Here is an 18,301-nt window from a genome sequence, read left to right as displayed (position 1 = left end):
TATTTAACATTTGATGTTAATAATTGGGCAATACTGGTCAAGATACGGTTATCAGCGGAGCAATTGTATTTTATAACTTAGTTGTAAGAAAAAGCACTAATAAAACTAACACATCTGAAACTAAACTTATGAACAGAAAAAGCATTGCTATGCTAGCCGCTACTGTCTTAGTAAGCTCGGCAGTATATGCGCAAACAGTTTTGAAGGGGAAGGTGGTGGACCAAGACGGAAAGCCCATCCCTGGAGTCACTATCACGCTGAAAGATGGTACTGGTACACAAACTGGGCCAAACGGGGAATTTACGATAAATTATAATCAATCTGGCCCATTGAGCCTATCCGCTGTAGGGTATGATCGCAAGCAAATAAATCTGACTAATCAAACAACGTTACAGATTACTTTGCAATCGGATCAGCAGAGTTTAGAGGAGGTGGTTGTAACGGCTATGGGCATAACGCGCTCAAAAAAATCAATGGGATCAGCCGTTCAGGAAGTGAAGGCGAAGGAATTGACAGATGCAGGACAGCTAAATCTTACCAGTTCTCTAACCGGAAAGGTTGCAGGTGTTCAGGTTAACCAGTTTGGAGGAGCTGTGGGTGCATCCGCAAGAATTTCCGTGCGCGGCAACACATCATTACTTTCTGATCAGCAGCCTTTAATTGTAATTGATGGGGTACCGATGTCAAATACGACTCAACGTACTGGAGACAATACCTATAGCGGTGTAGACTATGGGTCAGGATTAAATGACATTAATCCTGAAGATATCGAAACCATAACTCTTCTCAAGGGTGGCTCTGCAGCGTTGTACGGTATGCGCGCAGGTAGGGGAGTTCTTATGATCACTACAAAATCCGGAAAAAGAGCAAAAGAAGGCGTTGTCTTGTCTTATGATGGTCATTTTACTGTGGATCAAGCTGCTACGATTCCTAAATATCAGAACTTATATGGGCAAGGATCGCGAGGGGATGAGTACAGCTATGGGTTGTTAGCCAAAGGTAAGGGTATTTCTTATCAACAATATGCACAGGATAGTTCATTTTTCTACGTAGACGGTGCTGGAGGTGGTGTGAATGATGGTTTCGACGAATCATGGGGACCGCGATTGGATATAGGTTTGCAGTTACCTCAATTTAATAGTCCGGTTGTAAATGGAGTACGACAAGCTACGCCTTGGGTCTCGCATCCTAATAATGTAAGAGATTTTTTTCAATTAGGATACTCACAAAATCACAATCTTTCTTTACTGGCAAAGAATGACCGCTCTTCAACTCGTGCATCTTTATCTTTCCGCGATCAAAAAGGAACTGTTCCAAATACCGATCAGAAAAAGTACTCTGCTCAATTAAATAATACCTACCAAATTAATGACAAATTTTCTTATGATATCATGTCGAGTTTTACACGTACGGAAAGCGGAAACTTGATTATGCAAGGATATGATGGCGCCAATCCCATGAACGGTTTGATCTGGTTTGGTCGCCAAGTAGATATGGAGGATTTAAAGAAAAATTGGGATCAGCGAGATGCACAAGGAAATTATACATTCTATAATTGGAATTCCAATTACCATATGAACCCCTATTATTCGATGCACACGTCCTTGAACTCTTTGAAGACAAACCGCGTTTTTGGTAAATCTTCGTTATATTATCAGCCTTACGAGTTTTTGAAATTTGAGGGCCGTATCGGGTTGGATTATTATCATACGAATATTTTTGAACGTAATTATTATAACTACGATCACCCCCTAGGTAGTTTTAATGAGATTAAAAGCAGCAATTCTGAATTCAATGCGGATTTTCTGGCAAACTTTAATAAAAAATATGGTGACTTTGATGTCCTAGCTTTATTAGGTTTAAATTATAGAGATAACCAATTTGAATCCAATAGTTTAGGTGCTAGTGGGCTGACTGTTCCAGGCATATATACAATAACAAACAAAATTGGTGATGCGGTGACGAATATGGACCATGCTCATAACCGCTCTAATTCAGTTTATGGCCAGGCTTCGCTTGGTTGGCGAGATCAATTGTACATAGATGTAACAGCGCGCAACGATTGGTCATCAACACTGACAAAATCTTTCTTTTATCCTTCTGCAAGTGTGAGTTGGATCCCTACGACTTCATTTGCCAATTTAAGAAATGATGTATTGTCGTTTTGGAAGTTAAGGTTAAATGTTGCTAAGGTAGGAAACGCTACATCACCATATCGCAATGGCAATTACTATTATGCTCAAGCTAATGCCTTTAATGGGTTAGCACAAATGTATAAGAGTATGACTTTTGCAATAGACAACCTGGAGCCTGAGGCGATCTATACCTGGGAAGTTGGTACGGAAGTTGGTATTTTAAAAGATCGAATTCATGCTGACTTTACCTACTATCATAAAAATGCGAAAAAACAAATTCTACCTGTCACAACCTCCAATGTTGTCGGGTTCAGTAGCATGGTTTTAAATGCGGGAAATATTGAAAGTAAAGGTATCGAGTTACAATTAAGGGGGGATATATTGAAGAGAGAAAGCGGTTTAAATTGGACGACGACAATCAACTTTTCTAGAGATAGAAACAAAATTTTGGAATTATATCCAGAGTTAAACTTAAATTCTTATCAGGTGGGATGGACTTGGGGGATAGCGAATACTGCAACTGTGGGAGAAGCATGGGGCGCTTTAAAAGGTACAGGCTATGATAGGGTACAAGATGGACCAATGAAAGGCGCGATTAAGGTGACCGATCAGGGGTTGGTTCTGTCTAAAGCAGGACAAATCATCGGTAATGTAACACCAGACTATCTCGCTAGTATGCGAAATGACTTTAGATTTAGAGACTTTAGTTTTGGATTTATGTTAGACTTCCGTAAAGGTGGTGATATTTGGTCACAGACCATGAGCCATGCTTACACAACAGGTGTTGCGGAAATTACAGCTGCAAACGGAATACGTGAAAGAGCGATCGTCGCTGGTAAAGATGTCATGACGAATGAAAGGTTTGTAATGTCTGACGGTAACGGCGGATGGGTAACTAATACCATAGAAACAAATGCTCAAGATTGGTTCGAATCGGGAGGGGTTTCAGAAAGTTATGTATTCGACGGTTCATTCCTCAAGCTACGTGAAGCTTATTTGACATACACAATACCCTCTCACATTTATAGCCGAATAAAAGGAATTAAACGTGCCAACGTATCGTTGATTGGATCTAATTTAGCGTTGCTTTGGGTTCACAAATCTAATACGATGCGTCTCGATCCAGAAACAAGTGGTGTTTCCAGCGATAGTCGTGGAGTAGGTTTCGAACAGGCAACAGTGCCATCATCTAGAAGTATCGGACTTAAATTAGGATTTTCATTTTAACGGAATTTAGAGGATAAAAATATGAAAAGTTTATTGATAAAATTAAGTATGCCTACGGTCATAGCTCTATTGATTTTGTCGGGTTGTACTAAAAAATTTGAAGACATCAATACTGACCCGGACGCCTTACCTGATGTTCCTCCTGTCAACATGTTGATAAATATATTACGTAATACAGCCGAGTCGTTTGGAGGGGATGTCGATGGCTACGGCACCTTCGCTGGATACATAGTCAAAATTCAGTATATGGATAACCTGAGTGGTTTAACGCCTACTAATAATACTTATGGCAATCGGTGGTATAATTGTTATTATAATAATGCGCAAATTAATGACATTTTAGCCAAAACACAAGAAAAGGCAGAGGGATATAAGAATATTAGGACCGTAAGCAGGATTTGGCAAAATTACATGTGGTTTTTATTGACCGAGGGCTGGCGAGACATTCCTTATTCTGAAGCACTTAAAGGTAAGCCAGAAAACGGAAGTATATTATTAGCCAAATATGATAAGCAAGAGGATATTTATCCCGCGATTATGGCTGATTTAAAGAGTATCGCTGACGAAATGGCTGCTGGCATTGGAGAAGACAACTTAGGTAATTTTGACATCATCTATTGGAGAGAAGGCAAGTCGATAAAAGATCAAATGCTTTTGTGGCAAAAATTTTGTAACTCATTAAGGTTAAGAATGGCAATCCGTATTTCGGGAGTCGCATCAAATTTAGCAAAGTCTACAATTGAGGAAATTACAGGAAATCCTTCGAAATATCCATTGATTGAAAAAAATGAGGAAAATTGTTCTATAAAATTTCCAGGGGCGCTGCCTTATTTAGAGCCTTGGTATAACGCTGGTATCTATGGTAAGAGGATTGATAATTGGGGGTTATCTGATATTTTTATTAATCATATGGTCGCTAATCACGATCCAAGGATTGAGGCTATTGCTCAGAAAACAAATGATGACACTTATAGAGGATATCCAAATGGAGCGAAATCAGGACCTCCTGTTTTGAGGTCGGTTTCCTGGATCGGCGAAAAATATATGAACGACCCTGCAGGAGCAGTTCCATTTTTTAAATCTTGTGAAACCTATTATAACTTAGCTGAAGCAGCAATGTTAGGTTATAATGTGGGAATAACAGCTAAGGATGCCTATGAAAAAGCAGTTGGTCTATCAATGATGGAGAATAATGTTTCGCAGACTGATATCAGTACTTATCTAGCAGGAGCTGGTAAGTGGAATAATACCAAGGAAAGGATCTGGTGGGATATGTGGATAGCCTTATTCAAGGAAAATTACGAAGCTTGGAGTTTGTATAGGAGAACGGGAGTTCCCACAACAAATTATCCATCTCTCAACTCGATCTATGGCAATGATCATAATGATCAACCTTGGCGTGCACCATATCCAAATAGTGAATACGTCAATAACACCAAAAATGTGGAGGCCGCAGCTGCTAAAGTTAAAGATTATGTCTGGGGCCAACAGATGTGGTGGGATAAACGAACAGGAAAGTACTAGTTTCATATGTTTATTTATGTTGCGGGATAACTTCGGTTTTCCCGCTTTTTGTTTTTAGACTCTGATTACCTTAGTTTTAGTTAGCACCATCACTTTCATAAGCCGCCAGTTATAAGGACAGAACAGATCCCAGCGAGATGTGTGTGTTAAACCGTAGATTCATACCCTTTACTATTAATCCGGGCGCAAGAGAAATAAAAAAGGTTTTCAAACGGGGAGAATGAAAACCTTAAATAACCAATTATAAACCTAAATTATGATAGAACAAAGATAGTGTTGTTTTTACACTTTGTCAAGTGTATTTCTTAAAAAATAAGCAATCAATCTTTTTTTTGAATAAGATATGAACAACGGGTTCCATTTTCGATGATGTAATCAACTCTTTTGATACTGTACTTAGGTCCTATCAACTGTTGGAAATTGTTTAACTCAGATCGGCAAAATCCCTGACATTCTGTTGCGGCTGCACATATGGGGCAGTGATTCTCTACAAAAAGGTAAGCATCAGCCGTCTTTTGCCAAGAAGCCATGTATCCTTCTTCAGTCCGTTTTTTGGCAATGATGTTTAATTTTTCTTCAATTGATTGGGTACTTGACAATGCATCTGCATATTTCCGGTAAACTTTTGCCTCCCGGTCACTGATTAATAGGTCCAGTGCATTTTCACCAAGCAACTGTTTGACCGACTGCAGCAACTGGACTGTGATATCGGCATGGCTATCTGGAAACTTTGCCGTCCCGCGGGATGTAAGCGTATAGTAGGTTGATGGCCGACCTCTGCCCTCACTTTTTGTATCGGCTGTAATGAGTCCTTGTTCGGCAAGATTCAGCAAATGTTTGCGGGCTCCTTCTTTTGTGATACCCAATTCAGTTGCAACCACGGCTGCAGTTGCTTGTGTACGCATTTTCAATAATAGTAATATCCGATCTGTCGGCGTTTTTTGCATTTTACAAATAAAAAAGTTGTTTAATTTATATCCGGCAAATATAATATTTTTTATTTGTTTTGTTTTTAGCTCTATTTTGCTTGATACGATTAACTATATAGGATTTAATCGCCATCAATAAAACAACTTTTTAGTTGTTTTATTGATGGCGATTACTTAGTTTTGGCCTAACATAAAACTAAGTAACATGAACAAATTTCAATTACCTGAATTACCCTATGACTATGCAGCGCTTGAACCTTATTTTGATCAGCACACCATGCATATCCACCATCAGCGGCATCACCTAGCTTATGTTGATAATTTGAACAAGGCTATCCTGGGAACTGAAGCGGAAGAAGCGGAATTGGTTGATATTTTAAAAGCCGTGAGTAAATATGGACACACCGTCCGCAATAATGCTGGAGGTCATTATAATCACACGTTATTTTGGCAAACACTGTCGCCGAATGCCAAAAAGAAACCGTCAGGCAGGCTTGCAGACGAAATTAATACAGCTTTCGGTTCTTTGGACGAGCTCAAAACGAAGTTGAAAGAGGCTGGGCTTACGCAGTTTGGCTCTGGCTGGGCGTGGCTTTACGTGAAGTACAATGGGGGACTAAATATCGCTGCTACTGCAAACCAGGATAATCCTTTGATGGATACACAGATCGTAAATAGGGGATATCCCATCTTGGGTATTGATGTCTGGGAACATGCCTATTATCTAAAATATCAGAATAGAAGAGCCGATTATCTGGACGGATTTTGGTCGGTTCTGGATTGGTCTGTAGTTGAGAGGAATTATGAAACTGTTATTGTGCAGCTTTCTTAGCCACACAATAGGTGATATTTGAATAGGTCGGTATGTCCAAAATAATTTTTAAACAAATAGATTAATGATGAAAGCATTGATATTTAATGGTGCCTTGGAAAGAAGACAAGAGTCTACGTCAGGTGTAATATCGGAATACATCGCCGGACAATTGCAGCGGAGTGATATCCAGTATACTATTTTTAATCTGGCGGATGCTGGCATTCCGCTGTTTGATATGAGTCTCCATCGAATTCCGAATAGTGTCAAGATCATGAACAATCTTTTTCTGGAAGCTGATGTGCATTTTTGGCTGGCTCCTTTGTATCATGGAAGCATCCCTGGAGTCATGAAAAACTGTCTGGACTGGCTTGAAGTAAGTGCGAAGAATAAGCCTGCCTATCTTACTGACAAACGGGTCGGGATGATATGTTGGGCTGACGGAGCGCATGCTTTGCAGGGGATCAATACTATGGATGCTATAGCTAAATCGCTAAGAGCCTGGTCGTTGCCTTTTAGCGTTCCTATTGTAAAGTCTATGCTATTTGAAAGTGCTTCTCCAAGAGTAATTTCCTCTAGCTACGCGTGCAAGTTTGACGTATTAGTCAATATTGCGACCAATAACATGCATTGGTCAATCAAAACATAATTGTACGCTGCCCTCCATTTGTATATCCTTAATCGTCGAATAGGGTCTTGACAAGACATCGGGAAGACTTCCCCAGAAGATTGTCTGGGGAAGTCTCAGAAAAAAGAACGGTAAAGAGATTCGAAAGTTTAACGTATCTTTGGCAGCTAGAGCAAATCATAGGGTGCAATGCTTTTTGATAGTTATAAGTGCCGATATAATATGACTTTGCCTTACGCTTATATGTTATAGGATGCATGAAGGTTCGTTTAATTTATCTTTGTAGGACGGTCGTGATGTTTATCTGTTACTTGACATGTCATTTCTCAAGTGCACAGAGTTTTTTGCCACTGGACGAGAACAAATACCGGTCTGATGCAGAAGCGCTATTGAAGTCGAGTTCAGATGATAGTGTGCGGGCAATGCAGTATTTCTATCTGGCAGATTATTACAGATTTCGAGATACGCTTAAATTCTGGGAAAATATGCGCCTCGGAGAGAGGTTGGCTAAGTCTTCTCGTACGCTTCAGGCAATGGGCTCGCTTTACAAGAGTTTTTATTATGGACAGTTTTTAGACGCAACCCGTGCTGGGATAGCAGCCCAAAAGTGTGTTGATCTGCTCGATGAAGCTAATCACCCGTTTCAGCAACAGCTTTTAGCTAAAGCCTGGTATAATCTGGGATTGGTCCGGTTTCCAAAAAAAGGATTTGCGGACCTTTTGGATATACTCAACGGAAAATGTATGCCGTATGCCAAAGCGCATGATCCAGTGATGGAGGGGACCATAAATTCGATGATCGGTGTGGCTTTTATGTCTTCCAACCAGTTGGATAAAGCCGAAGAATATCACAAGAAAGCTATCCAACAGCTGGAGCAACAGCCAAAGAGTGCCGCTTTGTTGACGGCTTATTTAAATGCGGTCAGTAATTATTGCTATCAGGTCAAATCCAGTGACGCGCGCCAATTGCTGGATAAGGTTAAGATACTTATGGGAGAGCATCTAAACTCTTCTCAGCTACCTAATTATTACTATAACGAAGCACTCTATTTTACGACGAAGCAGCAGACAGATAAGGCGTTGAAAATGCTGGATATAGGGCTTGGCTGGTCAAGGAGAATGAATAATTGGAAGTTGTTTCAGATGATGCTGTTTAGAAAATTTAACGTGTATTTAATGCAGAGAAAATATGTTCAGGCGAAACAACAGCTGGAAGAAATTGTGAGAAACGGATTGTTGACCAGAGATCTGTATAACAGCAAAATCGTCTATACGCAATTGACAAATGTCAACGAATTAATGGGCAACTATCAGGACGCATTAAAAATGGCTAATATCGCTAATAAGCTATCTGACAGCATACAAAAGGTGCAGCTTTTAGAAAAAATGAATGAGATGGAGGCTAGATATAAAACCGTAGAAAAAGAGAAGCTGATCTTAAATTTACGTGCAGAGAAGAGCCGTAGCCAGTTTAAGCTTTTCCTTTTTTTAGGCATAGCTGTTTTGTTGCTTGTTGCTGCGTTGTTTACCTTGTTCTTTTACAAGAAAGAACGGAAGCTTAATAAGCAGATCCAAAACAATCATCAGATTGTACTGGAAAAATTAGCCAAAGAAAAGCAGCTGGAAATCTCAGAATCTATGCTCCGGGCAGAAGAGCAGGAGAGGCAGCGCATTGCACAAGATCTGCATGATAGTATCGGAGGTATGCTGACAGGTTTGAAGTTTAGGATTGCCGGAAGCAATCCCGAAGCAAATGTCTTACAGGATGTCCTTCCAAATAAATTGAATGAAATCTTGGGGGAAGTACGAAGAATATCGCATAATCTGATGCCCGAGTCGTTACAACGTTTTGGATTAATAGCCTCGTTGGAACAGTTGTGCTTAGTCATGAAAAATGATAAGGTGACGATCCAATTTGAAAATTATGAAACAGAAGTCCACTTGGATTTTAAAAAAGGCTTAGTGATATACCGTGTCGTCCAGGAAGCTATTTCGAATGCGTTAAAGTATGCGGAAGCTGATCTGATTATTGTACAGGTCAGCAAGGTGGGAGAGAAGTTATGTGTATTAATAGAAGACAACGGTAAAGGTTTTGATACTTCGGAACAATTTCATGGAATAGGTCTGAATAATATGATAAATCGAATTCACTGGATCAATGGGACGATGGCTATACAAAGTGAAGTTGGAGTAGGCACACAAATTGAAATGCAAATCACCGTATAAGACGACCAAGTTATGAATGCTATAGCGATATTGGACGACCATCCTTTATTATTGGAAGGGGTCGTTGCATTTCTCAGCCAAGAGGGTGGTTATACCGTGTACCCCTTTTTGCAGGAGGCGACTCTCCATACATTTTTGGCGATTAATACGGTTGATCTGGTTCTGTTGGATATGCAGCTGATGGACAAAAGCGGTCTTGACGTGTGTGTGCGTTTAAAGCAGCTCCGTCCTACGATTCCGGTGCTTGCATTAAGCAATGTTGCGGACCGTAACCTAATCTACCAGTTTATAAAAAATGGTGGGGACGGTTATATTCTAAAGGACGCTTCCAATGAAGAATTTCTGCGCTGTATACGGTTTGGGCTGGCGGGGCAGGAAGCATTCAGCGACCGCGCGAGGGAGCTCTACTCAGGGGCGGAAGAAACCTTACGAGCATTACCAAGGCTGACATCCCGCGAAAAGGAAATTTTGCAGTTGATAGCAGATGGCTTGACGAGTAATCAGATCGCCGAACGGCTATTTCTGAGTCCGGTGACGATAGAAACTCATCGTCGCAATCTGCTCACAAAATTTAAAGTAAAAAATATGATTGAATTGGTTCAGCTTGCGATGAAACATCATTTGCTAGGATTGTAAATGCTGCAGTAAGCTAATGTTCTCCATAGCCAACATCGTCCAACTTGCCTTTAAACACCCGGAATTGGACGATAAAATAGGCAACCACCAATACGGCAGCAAAAATAAACCATCCGAGTCCGACGGATAAACCGTATTCATGTGCAGCCGCATTGTGGATGGTCAAAGATGGATTGAGCGTATTGGTCGATGGAAGCATCGTTGGGAACATGGAAGCTACCGTAGTGGCGAAACTGCCTAGGATAAATAGGGATGAAAACAGAAAACCAATGCCGTCTTTTTTGAAACTCCGGATCCAAAATTGCCCGACCAGGCCAGTCGTCGCTATGGTAGGAAAAATCCAAAGCCAATAATGATTTTGCAAATTGTGCAGAGAAATAGGTTTTACGTAATGCCAGACATAAGCTGAGAGGATAACCAGAATAAGTAATACAAAGTTGAGTTTGAATATAATATTTTTTAGACGTAGGTTTAAGCTGCTCGAGGTCTTTAAAATCACCCACCCTGCACCGTGTATGGTTAATGTCACTACAGCGACTAGTCCTAATATGATGGTAAACCAGTCAATAATTCCCTGGTGCTCAGCCAACGGGTCGAATGTAGGATTCCAAAGTGCAAGAAAAAAATAGTGTGGTTCTTGGGTAGACACCCCATTTTCAACCATGCCTAGGTTGACACCACGGACAACATTGCCCAAAGCAGCCCCAAAAAATAAGGCCAGTAGAAAGCTTGCCAGACCAAACGCCCTGTCCCATAACGCTTCCCATAACCGGTGATGGACCTGGCCTCTTAGTTCCAGACTCACAGCTCTAAAGATCAGGAGCCATAGAACCAGCATTAAAGGCAGATAGAACCCACTAAAGGATGAAGCATAAAGGGTTGGAAAAGCAAAAAACAAGACGCCACCGGCAGCTATAAGCCAAACTTCATTGGCATCCCAAAAAGGTCCAATGGCATTTGTGACGGCTCTTTTCTCTTGCTCGGTCCTGGCAAAGCATAAATGGACTATTCCCGCCCCAAAGTCATAACCATCGAGGACAATGTAGATACCCAGCATAAAAGTCAACACGATAAACCAGAATATTTCCATAGCGATTAGTTTAAAGCGATTAAAGGTTCGGGACCCTTTTTAATAATTTTCAAAACCAATATCAGAAATAGCAGCCCCAGGAGCATATACAATCCTACAAATCCTAGCAATGTAAATAATGTATTCCCTGAAGACACTGTCGGGGATACGCCGTCCACCATGCGCATCAGATTATAGACCAGCCAAGGCTGCCGTCCGAGCTCAGCGGTGTACCACCCGGCAGTATTGGCGATATAGGGAAACGGGATCATAAACATGATAATCCAGAGAAGCCATTTGGTCTGATATAGTCTATTTCGCCAAAGTAAAAGCAGCCCCAGCGCCATGATAGCAATGAATATGGTTCCGAGACCAACCATAATATGATAGCTATAATACAACCCCGGAACATTTGTCGGATGCGTTGATTCTTCAAAATCATCTAAGCCTTTAATTTCAGCATCCCAGCGTTGATAGGTCAGAAAACTCAGTACATTGGGTACCGCTATTTTGTTGTCCAGCTTTTTGTTTTCCATATCAGGCTGACCGATAAGGATAATTTCGGACCCGCCTTTCTCTGTGTGGAAAATGCCTTCCATTCCAGCAAAAGCGGCTGGCTGATATCTAACGACATTTTTAGCCGCGAGATCGCCTGTCGGAAAAGCCAGCAATATGGATGAGATGGCGCCAAATACGACGCCGCTTTTCACGAAAATCTTACCAGCTGAGCTATGCTGATTACTGAGTAGGTAAAATGCGCCTATAGAAGCAACGAAAAAGGAACTCGTGACCAAAGATGCTGCCTGATTATGGAGATAAGATGGCCACAGCCAAGGATTGTTAAAAAGAGCGCTGAAATTGTTGAGTACAAACTTGCCGTTTTCAAGAATTTCATAACCGACAGGATGCTGCATCCAAGAATGTGTAGCGATGATCAGGAACCCGCTGGCCCAAGAACCGAAGAATACCATGAGACCGGACAAGAAATGCAGTTTATGTCCTAGCAGCTTTTCTCCGAAAAGAAACATCCCCAAAAAGGAAGATTCCAGGAAGAAGGAAAACATGCCTTCCATTGCCAATGTCTGACCAATGATCCCGCCTGTGAGCTCGGAGAATTTTGCCCAGTTAGTACCGAATTGAAATTCCATCGGTATACCTGTTACGACACCCATGGTAAAATTCAGTGCGAAGATTTTCATCCAGAATTTGGACGCATTGTTATATTCTTGCCGTTGGGTGCGCAAAAATTTCCATTTAAAATATACGATCATTAACGATAATCCCATGGTCAATTGAGGGAACAGATAGTGGAATGTGATCGTAAAGGCAAACTGGAGCCGATTATAAAGAATCATGTCTTCCATGGATTCGATTTTGGTTAAATGACAACTAAATATAACGATTTTCTTCGTGTATTCGACAGTCGAGCTTTATTTTTTGTAGGAGACAAGGTTGTCGTCCCATCGCCGGAGCGATTTTGGATCAGCTCTGACTATTTGCTTAGTCCCGAACAGTACAATAATGAATGTCAGATCTGTACTACGATGATTCGTGAATAAGATTAGTTTTGATTATTTAAATAATATCTATAGATTTAGTAGATTATATGAAATAAGTTTTATATTTTTAGTCCGATTTCCCTTATCTTTTCTCAAATCGACAACAGGGGAAGCGCTCGCTTCCCCAATGTCGGTTGCATAAAAAAAAGCGTTGACACATGTCGGAAATTGCGGTTTAAAGCAGCATTCAAATTGGTAAAATTTGTTATCTTGTCCGAGGATTCTAATTAATTCATTTATTATTATGCTGTATACAAAATTTCTGAGTTTATTAGTCCTATTGCTAGCTATAACATTTGTCAACGGACAGCACAACAAGCCAAATATAATCTTAATCCTTACCGATGATTTAGGATACAGCGACATTGGTTGTTACGGTAGTCCGAATATCTCGACTCCTTTTTTGGACTCGATAGCCAGTCGAGGAGTGCGGGCAACAAACTTTATGGTTTCTACACCTTCCTGTACGCCTTCAAGAGCTTCTTTACTTACAGGAAGATACGCTTCAAGGTATAATTTACCGGCTCCAATCGGGCCGGGATCAGATCTGGGTTTGCCGGACGATGAAGAAACGATCGCAGAATTGTTAAAAAAAGTCGGATATAGAACCGCTTTAATTGGTAAGTGGCATCTAGGTGACAAGCAGTCTTACCATCATCCCAACCAGCAGGGATTCGATTCTTTTTATGGCATGCTTTACAGTCATGACTATCGTGCTCCATATGTAAAGACTGATTCGGTTATCAAGATTTTTAGAAATAGGAAGCCAGAAGTCATTGCTCCTGACGACTCGGATTTGAGTGCTTTATATCATCAGGAAAGCCTAAAATTTATAGAAGAACAGACCAGAGAGCAACCATTTTTTTTATATTATGCGCACAATTTTCCACATCTTCCTTTAGCATTCGCTACTAAAAACAACCCATATCGAGATCAGCAAAATGCTGGGGCTCTTGGCGCAGTAATGCGTGAATTGGACCACAATTTTGAGGAACTTTGGCGGGCTGTTGAGAGAAAGGGGCTAGCAGACAATACGATCTTGATTTTTTCGAGCGACAATGGTCCATGGATATCTTACCCGGCACGCATGGCGGACGATCAGGCAACCAAAAATTGGCATGTCGGTACGGCCGGTGTATTTAGAGGATCCAAAGCCGAAACGACAGAGGGCGGAGTTCGCGTGCCTTTCATTGTCTACGGCAAGGGGTATGCACAAGAAGGTAAAGTCATACGTCAAGCAATCAGTAATCTGGATGTTTTGCCAACCGTTGTAAAATGGGCTGGTGCGCCTCTTCCCAAGAAAGCGCTAGACGGTCAGGCTATCGATTCTTTGCTGAATGGTCGATCGGAAGATTTAAGGAGTGCTCATAGACCTATATTTTTAGTGAATTATGGACAGGTTGAGGCAGTCAGGTCAGGCGACTGGAAGTATCGTAGGATACCAGCAGGGATTAATTCGATATCTGGAAAACCATACGATGCCGTTGAAGAATTATATAACATAGCTTGGGATCCTAGTGAAAGATCTAATATTTTAAAAGACTATCCGGAAAAAGCAACGGAGCTTCGCTTGTTATTTGAGCGCTTTGATGGGAACATGAATTGATTCCCAAAAAAAGGCGCCTAAAAATAGACGCCCTTTTTTTGCTAAATACCGATTTAAAATTAAAGCAATTTGAATTCTTTTACTTTGACATCCCGACTGTTGGGGCCAATATACACGTTGAAGTCCCCCGGTTCTGCGACATAGTTGAGCGCGCTGTCGAAGAATTTCAAATCGTCCACTTTGATTTCAAATTTTATTGTCTTTCGCTCCCCTTTTTTCAAGAATATTTTTTGGAAACCCTTTAATTCTTTGACGGGGCGTGTTACAGATCCAACTAGGTCCTGAATATAAAGCTGAACTGTTTCCTCGGCGTCATAATTACCCGTATTTGTAATATCAATACTTGCATGAATAGAACCGTTATTTTCAAGTATATCGTTGTCCAGATGGATATCGCCATAAGAAAATGTCGTATAGCTGAGCCCATAGCCAAATGGGTAGAGCGGGTCGTTGCTCACATCCAGGTAATTGGATTTAAACTTTTCGAAGTCGCCCGAATTACCATATGGCCTACCTGTGTTTTTGTGTGCATAGTAAATTGGAACTTGGCCGACATTACGAGGGAACGTTGCTGTAATTTTTCCGGAAGGGACCACATCTCCAAATAAAACGTCTGCTACCGCCTTGCCTGTTTCAGTGCCACCAAACCAGACATTTAGTATAGCAGGCACATGCGCGTCTTCCCAAGTGAGCGTAAGCGGTCTGCCGGTAAACAAGACTAGCACGACTGGTTTCCCTGTTGCCAATAATGCTTTAAGAAGGTTTTGCTGATTTTTAGGGATATCCAGCTCGGAGCGGCTTGAGCTCTCACCTGACATTTCTGACGATTCGCCGAGGGCGGCCACCACAACGTCCGCCTGTTGAGCGACTTTCACAGCTTCGGCAATAATTTCTTCTTCTTTTCGGAGATCCCTAGGTATTGTACGACCGAACATGGTCGCGTGTTTTTGATAAGTTGAATCTTCGAGAAGATTGCTTCCAAGGTGGGTGATCATGTTGACCTTATTGCCTAATACGGCTTTCATTCCATCTACCAATGAGGATGTCTTATCGAGCTCCGCACTCACGCTCCAAGTTCCGGGCATGTTTGGTCCTGAGTTTGCCAATGGGCCGATTACCGCCACAGTGCCAGATTTTTTTAATGGTAGCAGCTGATTTTCATTTTTCAGCAGCACAAATGATTTGGCTGCAACCTCTCTCGCTTTGGCATGATTAGCTGCGGATCCAATGATTGATTCAGCGCGTTGTTCGTTGCAATAACGATAGGGATCTTCAAAAAGTCCCAATTTGTATTTAGCTTCCAGAACATAGCGACATGCGCGGTTAATAGCTTCCAGATTTACTTTTCCTTCATCCAATGATTTTTTTAGGGTTGTCAGAAAGCCTTCGCCCACCATGTCCATGTCGACACCTGCGTTTAGGCTCAGTGAAGAGACGTGCTGCAGATCGCCCAGCCCATGCGCTGTTAATTCATTTACTGCAGTATAATCTGTCACTACTAGGCCCTTGAAGCCCCATTGATCGCGCAACAGATCGGTTAACAACCATTTGTTGGCTGAGGCCGGTACGCCGTTGATATCGTTAAAGGAGGTCATGATGCTTCCTGCACCTGCATCGATTGCAGCTTTGTATGGTGGCAAATATTCATTGTACATGCGGTGAAGGCTCATGTCGGTGCTGTTGTAATCGCGACCTCCTTCGGCGGCGCCGTATAGAGCGAAGTGCTTGACACAGGCCATCATGGTGTTGTGGGCGGCCAGATTATCTCCTTGAAAGCCATATACGATAGCTTCAGCTACTTTAGAAGTCAGGTAAGTATCCTCGCCTGCGCCTTCGGAAATCCGTCCCCATCTGGGGTCACGAGAAATATCAACCATGGGAGAAAAAGCCCAATTGATGCCATCTGCAGTAGCTTCTTCGGCGGCAATACGAGCGGATTGCTGAATTAATCCCATATCCCAGGTTGCTGCTAAGCCCAATGGTATTGGAAAAACAGTACGATAACCATGAATGACATCCATGCCGAAGATAATTGGAATTTTAAGTCTAGACTGTTTGATTGCTATTTCCTGTGTTTTGCGGATTTTAGATGGCGTGCTCATGCTAAATATACCGCCGATCTGTCCATTGCGGATCTTGGATTCTACATCCGTCGAAACTGTTGTACCGGTTGTCGCTTCTCCACCGGTTACGAGATTGAGCTGGCCGATCTTTTCTTCGACCGTCATTTTGGCCATGAGCTGATCAATGAACGTATTCATTTTCTGATCAGACTGCGCTACCCCAGTATGCCAGGAAATAAGGGCCAGAAGGAATGTTCCTACAACTTTTTTCATGAATTAACTTTTATTTATGCTTGTTCGCAACGTAATGTTACGTCCATGTTGTACTTATGAGAAATGAGCGTGATAGCTGGATCTATTGCCGGCTATTATCTTTTGTGGCTGGAACCATTTTCAACGTGTGACGGATTGAAAATGATCCCATATAGCCACTACTTTAGATAAGGACTTGTAAAGCCAAGTTTTTTTAGCCCTTGTTGAATTTCGGGAGCTTGCATAAAAAGATCCCAGATTTTTCCTGTTCTATAATTTTCGATCATAACAATAATGGGGCCTTGATCGATGGCGAGATAGCGTTGCGGGAACCAGTTTGCAGTTTCACTATAAGCATCATAATAGCCATATTTACCCCACACTTTACTGCCGAGCTGCGCATTGAGATACTGCGCAAACTGCATGCTTTCATGTGGTGTATAGGGCATGGATGATAACGCCGCTGTGGGTGAAATGACCCCCGGGTCATTATCGGGATGATGTGCATCGTAGCCTTTAATGGAATAACTGGCAGTCCAGCCCCAACCTTTGTCGACGCCATAGCCTTTGTAATTTTTTGGGTTTTTGGCTGCATACGCCAAATTAATTTTCACATGATTGCTCGTAGCCTCCCAATAATCTGCATATTGGTCCTTTAAGCCTTTGGGGCTCAATCCAAGATAAGAATAGTGTTCCCAGAACAGCGGTCCAACTTCGCCATCCTTGGCATTATGTTTTAAGACCAGCGGGATATCGTATTTTTTTGCAGCGCTTTTAATCGCTCCCGATCTAGCCCAGCCTTCATGATATACACTGGGGGAAACGGGGTGGGAGGGGGAGGACGCTGCCAAGATATAAGTGATCAGACATTCGTCATATCCTTGAATAGGATGATTTTGCTGAAAGTCAAATTTTGGGCTCCAATGCCAATAGAGCACGTTTTTTCCATTTGTATAATGGTTCCATTCAATTTCCTTCCAAAGTTTATCTGCTTTTTGTGCCACCGACTTAGCCTCATTATCTTTGTCTTTTAAATATTCACGGACCGCTATTAATCCTTGAGCTAGAAATGCTGTTTCCACAATATCACCACCATTATCCTTTTCACTGAAAGGCTTAGCTGTTCCTAGCTCCCCATCGTACCAGTGTGCCCATGCGCCGTGGAATCTTTCTATTTTGCTCAAATAATCCATGATATGGTTGAGCTTTTTCACGCCTTGCTCTTGAGTAATAAACTTGCGCTCCATAGCGACAATCATCCCCATAAGCCCGAATCCGCTACCACCGATTGTGATGACATTGCGGTCATTCTCCGGATACACACCGTCCATGTGGATGCGTTCACGGGCAAGTCCCGACGTGGGTTCGGCGCCCTCCCAAAAATATTGGAAGGTCTGCTGCTGAATATTTGTCAGTAAGGAGTCTTCATTGAGGTTGTGTTCCCAGCCGGCCGAATCAGTTTTAGAGATATTGTCCTGGTCCTTATTAGATGAGTTTTGGCATGAACCACTGAAAAGAAGGGCCAAGGCAATACCGGTTAGCGCAGAATATGTTGTTCGTTTTCTCATGGATATTCTTGTTTAAAATCTTAAAAAAATGTTCAAACGGCATCTTCGCCGTTTGAACAAATACGTGTT

Annotated in this window: 12 protein-coding genes; 7 read left to right on the top strand and 5 right to left on the bottom strand. The window is 41.8% G+C overall.

From position 1 onward, the window contains the following. Positions 1 to 23: 23 nt before the first annotated feature. Positions 24 to 3,362 (top strand): SusC/RagA family TonB-linked outer membrane protein, encoded by a 3,339-nt coding sequence (locus tag K7A41_RS09050; protein ID WP_265713467.1) that lies wholly within the window; start codon positions 24 to 26, stop codon positions 3,360 to 3,362. Between the two features lie 21 nt (positions 3,363 to 3,383). Then, positions 3,384 to 4,886 carry a SusD/RagB family nutrient-binding outer membrane lipoprotein gene (locus tag K7A41_RS09045; RefSeq protein WP_265713466.1) on the top strand — a complete coding sequence of 501 codons (1,503 nt, stop codon included), beginning with the start codon at positions 3,384 to 3,386 and terminating at the stop codon, positions 4,884 to 4,886. A gap of 320 nt (positions 4,887 to 5,206) precedes the next feature. Here the strand turns inward: K7A41_RS09045 and K7A41_RS09040 are convergent, their stop codons facing one another. After that, positions 5,207 to 5,791: a helix-turn-helix transcriptional regulator gene (locus tag K7A41_RS09040; RefSeq protein WP_265713465.1), complete on the bottom strand. Its 585-nt coding sequence runs from the start codon at positions 5,789 to 5,791 to the stop codon at positions 5,207 to 5,209. Between the two features lie 229 nt (positions 5,792 to 6,020). Between K7A41_RS09040 and K7A41_RS09035 the strand changes: the two genes are divergently transcribed. The 4 genes from K7A41_RS09035 to K7A41_RS09020 all read left to right on the top strand — a co-directional run bounded on the left by K7A41_RS09035 (position 6,021) and on the right by K7A41_RS09020 (position 10,115). After that, the gene (locus K7A41_RS09035; protein ID WP_265713464.1) at positions 6,021 to 6,647 is read left to right on the top strand and encodes a superoxide dismutase; all 627 of its coding nucleotides are present in this window, start codon (positions 6,021 to 6,023) and stop codon (positions 6,645 to 6,647) included. A gap of 64 nt (positions 6,648 to 6,711) precedes the next feature. Further along, the gene (locus K7A41_RS09030; RefSeq protein ID WP_265713463.1) at positions 6,712 to 7,275 is read left to right on the top strand and encodes an NADPH-dependent FMN reductase; all 564 of its coding nucleotides are present in this window, start codon (positions 6,712 to 6,714) and stop codon (positions 7,273 to 7,275) included. Positions 7,276 to 7,511: 236 nt separating this feature from the next. Beyond that, positions 7,512 to 9,479, top strand: coding sequence for a sensor histidine kinase (locus K7A41_RS09025; protein ID WP_265713462.1), 1,968 nt, complete (start codon positions 7,512 to 7,514; stop codon positions 9,477 to 9,479). Positions 9,480 to 9,491: 12 nt separating this feature from the next. Continuing rightward, positions 9,492 to 10,115, top strand: coding sequence for a response regulator transcription factor (locus tag K7A41_RS09020; RefSeq protein WP_265713461.1), 624 nt, complete (start codon positions 9,492 to 9,494; stop codon positions 10,113 to 10,115). A 13-nt stretch (positions 10,116 to 10,128) separates the two neighbouring features. Here K7A41_RS09020 and cydB read toward each other — a convergent pair whose 3' ends face one another. Both cydB and K7A41_RS09010 read right to left on the bottom strand, forming a co-directional pair. After that, complete coding sequence (gene cydB, locus K7A41_RS09015; RefSeq protein WP_265713460.1) at positions 10,129 to 11,205, bottom strand: cytochrome d ubiquinol oxidase subunit II; 1,077 nt, start codon at positions 11,203 to 11,205, stop codon at positions 10,129 to 10,131. A gap of 5 nt (positions 11,206 to 11,210) precedes the next feature. Beyond that, complete coding sequence (locus K7A41_RS09010; protein WP_265713458.1) at positions 11,211 to 12,548, bottom strand: cytochrome ubiquinol oxidase subunit I; 1,338 nt, start codon at positions 12,546 to 12,548, stop codon at positions 11,211 to 11,213. A gap of 439 nt (positions 12,549 to 12,987) precedes the next feature. On the opposite strand from K7A41_RS09010, the gene K7A41_RS09005 reads away from it, so the two are divergent. After that, positions 12,988 to 14,349 (top strand): sulfatase-like hydrolase/transferase, encoded by a 1,362-nt coding sequence (locus K7A41_RS09005; protein ID WP_265713457.1) that lies wholly within the window; start codon positions 12,988 to 12,990, stop codon positions 14,347 to 14,349. A gap of 59 nt (positions 14,350 to 14,408) precedes the next feature. Here K7A41_RS09005 and bglX read toward each other — a convergent pair whose 3' ends face one another. Both bglX and K7A41_RS08995 read right to left on the bottom strand, forming a co-directional pair. After that, entirely contained in the window at positions 14,409 to 16,685 is a 2,277-nt protein-coding gene (gene bglX, locus K7A41_RS09000) for a beta-glucosidase BglX (RefSeq protein ID WP_265713456.1), read from the bottom strand. Between the two features lie 158 nt (positions 16,686 to 16,843). Beyond that, positions 16,844 to 18,232, bottom strand: a complete 1,389-nt coding sequence (locus K7A41_RS08995; RefSeq protein WP_265713455.1) for a glucoamylase family protein — start codon at positions 18,230 to 18,232, stop codon at positions 16,844 to 16,846. Positions 18,233 to 18,301: the final 69 nt, after the last annotated feature.

The organism is Sphingobacterium sp. InxBP1, from assembly GCF_026191775.1.
GTDB classification, from domain to species: Bacteria; Bacteroidota; Bacteroidia; order Sphingobacteriales; family Sphingobacteriaceae; genus Sphingobacterium; species Sphingobacterium thalpophilum.
Note: the sequence above shows the minus strand (reverse complement) of the source record. Positions and strands in the feature narration are given on the sequence as shown.

Bases quoted from the DNA above. Each gene is read 5' to 3' on its own strand.
- K7A41_RS09045 (WP_265713466.1), top strand. From the start codon at position 3,384: ATGAAAAGTTTATTGATAAAATTAAGTATGCCTACGGTCATAGCTCTA.
- K7A41_RS09040 (WP_265713465.1), bottom strand. From the start codon at position 5,791: ATGCGTACACAAGCAACTGCAGCCGTGGTTGCAACTGAATTGGGTATC.
- K7A41_RS09035 (WP_265713464.1), top strand. From the start codon at position 6,021: ATGAACAAATTTCAATTACCTGAATTACCCTATGACTATGCAGCGCTT.
- K7A41_RS09030 (WP_265713463.1), top strand. From the start codon at position 6,712: ATGATGAAAGCATTGATATTTAATGGTGCCTTGGAAAGAAGACAAGAG.
- K7A41_RS09025 (WP_265713462.1), top strand. From the start codon at position 7,512: ATGAAGGTTCGTTTAATTTATCTTTGTAGGACGGTCGTGATGTTTATC.
- K7A41_RS09020 (WP_265713461.1), top strand. From the start codon at position 9,492: ATGAATGCTATAGCGATATTGGACGACCATCCTTTATTATTGGAAGGG.
- cydB (WP_265713460.1), bottom strand. From the start codon at position 11,205: ATGGAAATATTCTGGTTTATCGTGTTGACTTTTATGCTGGGTATCTAC.
- K7A41_RS09010 (WP_265713458.1), bottom strand. From the start codon at position 12,548: ATGGAAGACATGATTCTTTATAATCGGCTCCAGTTTGCCTTTACGATC.
- K7A41_RS09005 (WP_265713457.1), top strand. From the start codon at position 12,988: ATGCTGTATACAAAATTTCTGAGTTTATTAGTCCTATTGCTAGCTATA.
- bglX (WP_265713456.1), bottom strand. From the start codon at position 16,685: ATGAAAAAAGTTGTAGGAACATTCCTTCTGGCCCTTATTTCCTGGCAT.
- K7A41_RS08995 (WP_265713455.1), bottom strand. From the start codon at position 18,232: ATGAGAAAACGAACAACATATTCTGCGCTAACCGGTATTGCCTTGGCC.